General features: G+C 35.6%; 6 protein-coding genes. 2 read left to right on the top strand and 4 right to left on the bottom strand.

Annotated features, from left to right (window positions below; all coding sequences use genetic code 11):
* The first annotated feature begins 236 nt into the window (after positions 1-236).
* On the top strand, positions 237-887 hold the full coding sequence (locus CD30_RS03635) for a hypothetical protein (protein WP_052126028.1): 651 nt from the start codon (positions 237-239) through the stop codon (positions 885-887).
* A gap of 56 nt (positions 888-943) precedes the next feature.
* Here CD30_RS03635 and CD30_RS03630 read toward each other — a convergent pair whose 3' ends face one another.
* A complete protein-coding gene (locus CD30_RS03630) occupies positions 944-1,627 on the bottom strand; it encodes a KinB-signaling pathway activation protein (protein ID WP_036172534.1) in 684 nt (227 codons plus the stop codon).
* Between the two features lie 176 nt (positions 1,628-1,803).
* On the opposite strand from CD30_RS03630, the gene gerD reads away from it, so the two are divergent.
* Positions 1,804-2,403 carry a spore germination lipoprotein GerD gene (gene gerD / locus CD30_RS03625; RefSeq protein ID WP_235801996.1) on the top strand — a complete coding sequence of 200 codons (600 nt, stop codon included), beginning with the start codon at positions 1,804-1,806 and terminating at the stop codon, positions 2,401-2,403.
* 54 nt (positions 2,404-2,457) lie between these two features.
* Here the strand turns inward: gerD and CD30_RS03620 are convergent, their stop codons facing one another.
* The 3 genes from CD30_RS03620 to CD30_RS03610 form a co-directional block, all read right to left on the bottom strand.
* Complete coding sequence (locus tag CD30_RS03620; protein ID WP_036172530.1) at positions 2,458-3,516, bottom strand: Mrp/NBP35 family ATP-binding protein; 1,059 nt, start codon at positions 3,514-3,516, stop codon at positions 2,458-2,460.
* Between the two features lie 79 nt (positions 3,517-3,595).
* The gene (locus CD30_RS03615; RefSeq protein WP_036172528.1) at positions 3,596-4,309 is read right to left on the bottom strand and encodes an N-acetylmuramoyl-L-alanine amidase; all 714 of its coding nucleotides are present in this window, start codon (positions 4,307-4,309) and stop codon (positions 3,596-3,598) included.
* A 191-nt stretch (positions 4,310-4,500) separates the two neighbouring features.
* Positions 4,501-6,291 (bottom strand): ABC transporter ATP-binding protein, encoded by a 1,791-nt coding sequence (locus tag CD30_RS03610; RefSeq protein ID WP_036172569.1) that lies wholly within the window; start codon positions 6,289-6,291, stop codon positions 4,501-4,503.
* Between the last annotated feature and the right edge of the window lie 38 nt (positions 6,292-6,329).

The raw sequence follows: 6,329 nt of genomic DNA, 5'->3' as shown, positions 1-6,329 counted from the left end.
CATTAACGTTTTGTTGTTCAGTTTTCAAGGTTCATTTTGTTGCCGTTCGCAACAGCAACTTTTATATATTAACATTTAAAGTTATAAGTGTCAATATATTTTTCACTTTTAATTATCGCGGTTATCAGCGACTTTTATATATTAACATCATTTATTCATGAAAGTCAACATCAATTCATAAGTTTTTAGGAGAGATATTTTTACTAGATAAAAACCTATTTTAAAGGGGAGAACAGATGGTTCGTAAATTTATCATAATATTTGCATTTGCTTTATTACTCTTCTTTTTTGTCTTTCCGCAAAAGAATTCTTTTATTTCTGTATTTAATATGACAGAAGAACCTATTGTGATTTCAAAAGGTAGTTATGGACAATCAGTTATTATAGAAGTTTCTTTTTCACATGACGGTTTTTTAGTATGGCTGGATTCTTTATCACAGCCTTATCCATTATTAATGTTAGATGCTGAATGGATAGAACGTTCTCCAAAGTTTATCGAGACTATTAAGAAGAAAAACATACCTGTTGGATTATTAGGTGGAAACGTGAATAAAGATTATTCCTTAGAACTTTTTTATAAAGATGTGCAAACTTTCGAGAAGCATTTCAATTTCAAGCCTTTGTGGTTTATGACAACAGATTATCAATTCACAGAGGAATTAAAGCAAGCAGTATTTAATGAAAAAATCAATATGTTATCTCCTACTTTTAAATATAAAGAGGGTAGCAATTTTGCCGAACATAAGGGTGCCCTTATTTCTGTACAATTAGGTGAGAACAGCAATCCAAATTTTGAATCACTTACAGAATTTATTAATTCGGCTAAATTTATCTCTGTAGAAGAAAATATTTTTGGCTATACATTGAAAACGAATAAACTGCCATAAATACAAAAAGCTCGTACAACTTTTGAACAGTTTGTACGAGCTTTTTTATACATAAATTAAGCTTCTGCTTTCTTTTTAACTGATTGCTGTCGTTCTTTTCTACGTGCTTCTAGCTTTTTTCGGTCCTCATCCGATTTTGCATTATACTTCGGTAAAGCCAACAATTGGTATGCATTAACTGCTACGAGTGGGAATAATAACAATGCAACATAAGTATCTATATTTTCTTGTCTCCCCATTAATGCAATGATCCATTCAAGAGAAGTTATAACAATCATAAAAAATAACGCTGAAACTAAAATGTGTTTTTTATCAGTTAATTGAACTTTTTTTATTGCCGTAGCGATTGCACCAAAAACTAAAACTAACAATAATCCAATGTAGAATAACCAATCCTTATAATCTTGTGCACTAGGTGCAAAACGGAACACAATTAAATCAAATAGTACAATGAGAATTAATAACGCTTGTACCCAATTCCATAAAGTTAATGTTTTAAACACACCTACGCCAACTTGATGAATTGTTAAGTATGCAAAAAAACCAGCCTGTGCGATAACGCTCATAGTAAAACCTAAAAGAATCATCCAACCAAAAGCAGCTAAAAACTCAACGATTTCACCATCGGCTAAATATGGTTGGAAAAAGTTCCAACGAATGATAATACCAGCAACACCCGTGACGATGCCGCCAATAACCATACACATGAAGAAAAATTTAATCCAATTTCGTATTGTCACGACAATTGTCCCCCATTTTTTAATTATCCTAATACATTTTAGCAATCGTTTGTTAAAAAAGCTATCGAAGTAATAAAGGTATACATATAATGCTCTGATTTGTGAACAATAATTGAAAGAGAGCCTTTATATTTAAGAAAGGACTGATAAACGTGTTGAATCGGATATTTTCCATGATGTTTGTTTTATTACTTTTAACAAGTTGTTCTGATAATCAAGGCCAATCCATGTCCTATGATGAAATAAAGAAAATCATGATTGATTCCATTCAAACAGAGGACGGGAAAAAAGCTTTACGTCAGCTTCTTGAGGACCCAAGTATTCGTGAACTGATCGTGCTAGAGCATGATGAAGTTGAAACTGCAATTAAGAATACTTTACTATCTGAAGATGCACAGGATTTTTGGAAAAAAACATTTGAAGATCCAGCTTTTAAGGAATCTATAGCAAAAAGTATGAAAGACCAACAAACGGAAATAATGCAAGATCTTATAAAGAATGCTACATTCCAAGAAGACTTAATCACATTTTTCGGTCAGTCTGAAATGCAAAAGCAATTGGAAACTATTTTAAAAAGCTCAACTCTTCGCAAGCAAATGGAAGAAGTAGTAATGCAAACAATTGATGATCCTCTACTACAAACTAAATGGCAGGATCTGATTAAAAAAGCAGGTGAAACTTCTGGAGGCGGCGAATCTGGCGGTGAGTCAGGTGGTGGCGGCGGCTCTGGGGGCGGCGGAGGTTCCGGTGGTGGCCAAGGTGAATCTGGAAGCTAAAATATTATATAAAAAAGCGGACTGCATTAAGGGAGTCCGCTTGTTTTTTGCTTATTATTTTTCTAATTGTTCAATTACTTTTTGAGCAATATCTATATAAATTTTACCCGTCGGATGTTCTTCGTCATAAACGGATGGAGCAAAATCCTCTTTCGACCAATCTGGTTGTCCAAGTGGTACTTGACCTAATAATTCTGTGCGTAGTTCATCAGCAAGTTTAGGTCCTCCACCTTTACCGAAAACATACTCCTTCTCACCCGTTACTTTCGATTCAAACCAAGACATGTTTTCAATAACACCTAAAATGTCATGATTTGTTTGTAATGCCATTGCACCAGCTCGGGCAGCAACAAATGCAGCTGTTGGATGTGGAGTCGTAACAATAATTTCTTTTGAAGTTGGCAATGCTTGGTGAATATCTAGTGCTACGTCACCTGTACCTGGTGGTAAGTCTAATAGTAGGTAATCAAGCTCTCCCCAATCTACATCACGGAAGAATTGATCTAACACTTTCCCTAACATCGGCCCACGCCAAACGATTGGTGCATTATTTTCAACAAAGAATCCCATTGAAATAACCTTTACACCCATACGATCAACGGGATAAATGCTATTATCTTTTACGACCGGCATTTCTTGGATACCCATCATATCAGGAACACTGAATCCATAAATATCCGCATCGATTAAGCCTACTTTTTTACCTAAACGCGAAAGCGCTACTGCTAAGTTAACGGATACTGTCGATTTACCAACGCCACCTTTACCCGATGCAATCGCTATCACTTGAACAGTTGATAAAGGTGATAAGATATCATGTGATTCACTTTGTGTTGCTTGGCCACGGAAGCTTTCCAATACTTCTGGTGACAATTCTTCAAAACGAATACCAACTGATGCAGCACCTGCTTCTTTTAATACTTCTACAATTTTCATTTGTAATTGCATTTGTTCAGGTGTATTTGTTTTTGCAATTGCAACCTTGACGCTAACATGGTTCTTTTCTTCTTTAATCGTTACACCTACGATACCGCTAGTTTCTGCTAATGTTTTATGTAAAAATGGGTCTTCTAATTTTCCTAAAACTTCTCTGACTTGTTGTTCGTTTATCACTAGAAACACTCCCCTATTTTTGGTTCCGTTTTTAGTATATCACACTGCATGACAGTGCAAAGTATAACGACTTTTTTAGTTATTCGAATTCCATATTTACATAATTTTCGATGCCATCAACAATTGCGGTAGCCATTTTTTCTTGGTAACTATCGTCTGACAATAGTGCACGCTCTTCATCATTACTTAAAAAACCTGTTTCAATTAATACTGCTGGAACTTCAGCTTTTTTCAAGAGATAAATTTGTTTAATGGCTAGAGCTTCTCTGTCCGTATTTTGTAAGCTGTTTTTTATTGAGTCTTGTACAGATTTTGCTAATAATTCGCTATTTGGATGCCCGTCTTGATGATAAAACACTTGTGCACCACGCCATTTTGCTTCAGGGATTGCATTTGCATGAATGGTAATAAAGATTTCAGGTTCGTTCGATTTTACAATTTCCTCACGTAAAAAGATATCTTGTTTCTTTCGTTCTCTTAATGTAGGGAATTCTTCACTTGGTGCATGCTCGTCTAATACATCTCCATCCGTATTTCTCGTCATTACAACTTCAGCGCCCATTCGTTTCAATTGACTTTCAACTTTCTGAGCGATTGCAAGCGTAACATCCTTTTCAATTACTGATTGAGATGATGCTCCCCCATCAACTCCACCATGACCAGCATCTACAACAATTTTGACACCACCTAATGGTTCAGGTAAAAAGAACTTTCTGTCTGAAGCGCTTGTCTCATATACAACCACCGCAAGACAAACTAATAAAATTACAATTAGTGCAAGCCATCGTTTCAAAACTATTACACCGCCTTTTTGCAACCTTTTGCACTACTATACGCTAGGAAAGCAACTTGTATGCGTAAAGTTTTGAATATGAAAAAATAGTTTATTTATGACTAACTATTTTTCTAAAAGTTTTTCGTTCTATCATCTAAATTTTTAAAAAAGCTGCCCACCTATAGAAAGATGGACAGCAAATGAGTCTATTATTGTACTTGAAGTTGATTTTGTAGGTTTGCATAAAAACCGCGCTGATTCATTAATATTTGATGATTTCCTTGCTCGATAATAGACCCATCTTTAATGACAAGAATTTGGTCCGCATTTTCAATGGTTTTTAACCGATGAGCAATAACAAAGCTTGTACGGCCCTTCATCAGATTATTTAATCCTTTTTGAATATGAACCTCCGTCATCGTATCTACACTAGATGTTGCCTCATCTAATATTAAAATATCTGAATCTTCTAAAATTGCCCTCGCAATGGCAATTAACTGCCGTTGCCCTTGACTTAGGTTCATACCACCTGAGACGAGCATCGTGTCATATTGCTGCGGTAAATATTTTATAAAGCTATGGGCAAAGGCGATTTTAGCAGCTTGCTTAACTTCTTCATCCGTTGCATCGAGCTTACCATAACGGATATTTTCCCTTACCGTACCAGAAAATAAATAAGTATCTTGTAATACGACACCTATATGCTCTCTTATATTTTCCATTTTATAATGTTTAATATTTTCACCATCGATTAAGATTTCTCCACTAGTTACATCATAGAACCGATTCAACAATTGAATTATAGTAGTTTTTCCAGAACCTGTGGGACCAACAAGCGCAACAGTATCCCCTGCTTTTGCATGAAACGAAATATTATTCAGTACAGGTTTTTCATCATTATAACTGAAATGAACATTTCGGAAGATAACTTCTCCTATGAATTTATCCTTCGTTATGGCATTAGGAATGTCTTTTACTTCCTCATCTTCATCCATTATTTCAAACACACGCTCAGCGCCAGCGATAGCTGATTGGAACGTATTAAATAAGTTGGATAATTGATTGATTGGACGTAAAAATTGGCGAGAGTAAGTGACAAATGATGCAATGATACCTATTGTAACAAGATTATTTATCGACATTAGTGCCCCTACTCCTACAACTATCCCTAAGCCTAATGTGTTAATAAAATTATTCATCGGGCCCATTAATCCAGAGACAATCTCTGCACGCATTGCTGAACTTCTTAGTTTTTCATTCGCTTCATGGAACTGTTCAATCGTTTGTGCTTCTTTTCCGAATAATGTTGTGATATCAGAGTTTGAAATGGATTCCGCTATAAATCCATTTAAGTTCCCAAGGTCTTTTTGTCTTTCTGCATAGTTTTTACTACTACGTTTAATAATTTGCTTTGCTGACCAGAGAATACAAGGAATAATGAGCATTGTCACAATAGCTAGTATCCAGTTTAAATAAAGCATCGCTATAGCAGTACCAATCACCGTCAAGACAGTTGAAATGATTTGAAGGACACTTTGGGAAAGGGCAGCGTTTAAATTTTCTATATCATTTGTCATTCGACTCATTAAATCGCCTTGCTGTCTCTTGTCAAAGGACGAAAGCGGGAGCGCTTGGAATTTTTTGAACAAGTGCTGGCGGAGCTGCCATATTGATTTTTGTGATACATGGATCATGACAAAGGTTTGCAACCACGTTAACATTGCTCCTACAACATAAATGGCTGCTAATAGAACAATCATCCGAATTGCTCCAGCAATATCCTTTGGCAAAATATATTGGTCGATAATGATCCCGATTATTAACGGACCAAGTATGCTTAAAATGGACGAAAGAATGACGAATACAATGGCGCTTATTAAGCCAATACGCTCATTTTTTAAATAAGTCCATATCCTTCTTATTGTCGCTTTTTGGTTTTTTGCCTTTTCGGCAGGTCCATTAAATCTACCACCTGGGTGTTTTAAAGGCGATCTTGGCATAGGTCTACTATTTTGTGCAAAAGGTGGTTGAGTGGTTG

It is taken from the genome of Ureibacillus massiliensis 4400831 = CIP 108448 = CCUG 49529 (genome assembly GCF_000772965.1).
Classification (GTDB): domain Bacteria; phylum Bacillota; class Bacilli; order Bacillales_A; family Planococcaceae; genus Ureibacillus; species Ureibacillus massiliensis.
Note: the sequence above shows the minus strand (reverse complement) of the source record. Positions and strands in the feature narration are given on the sequence as shown.

Bases quoted from the DNA above. Each gene is read 5' to 3' on its own strand.
- CD30_RS03635 (WP_052126028.1), top strand. From the start codon at position 237: ATGGTTCGTAAATTTATCATAATATTTGCATTTGCTTTATTACTCTTC.
- gerD (WP_235801996.1), top strand. From the start codon at position 1,804: ATGTTTGTTTTATTACTTTTAACAAGTTGTTCTGATAATCAAGGCCAA.
- CD30_RS03610 (WP_036172569.1), bottom strand. From the start codon at position 6,291: ATGCCAAGATCGCCTTTAAAACACCCAGGTGGTAGATTTAATGGACCT.